This window comes from Sulfitobacter sp. CW3 (assembly GCF_019392245.1).
Taxonomy (GTDB): Bacteria; Pseudomonadota; Alphaproteobacteria; order Rhodobacterales; family Rhodobacteraceae; genus Sulfitobacter.
The window spans coordinates 1-239 of the sequence record NZ_JAHXRL010000540.1; the positions used below are offsets into that span (position 1 = coordinate 1).

At 44.4% G+C, this 239-nt stretch carries 1 protein-coding gene; it reads left to right on the forward strand.

The annotated features are described in order from the left end of the window. Positions 1 to 239, forward strand: a 239-nt coding sequence (locus tag KZZ06_RS22155; protein ID WP_306664550.1) for a beta-ketoacyl synthase N-terminal-like domain-containing protein, incomplete at both ends; no start/stop codon positions are given.

A 239-nucleotide genomic window follows, 5' to 3' on the forward strand; every position in this document is an offset into this window, starting at 1 on the left:
TTCGTGCGATGCCTGATTGGGAAATTTATACCGATTTACGTTGTAAAATTGCAGGCCCAGTAGAACACTTTGAGATACCCAAACATTTTAATCGTAAAGTGACACGAGGTATGGGACGAGTTGCATTGATGTCGGTGATTTGTGCTGAAAAAGCATTGGCAGATGCAGGCTTGATCGATCATCCTATTTTGAAAAGTGGCGATGCTGGCGTTGCTTTTGGCTCTTCTGCGGGAAGTGTC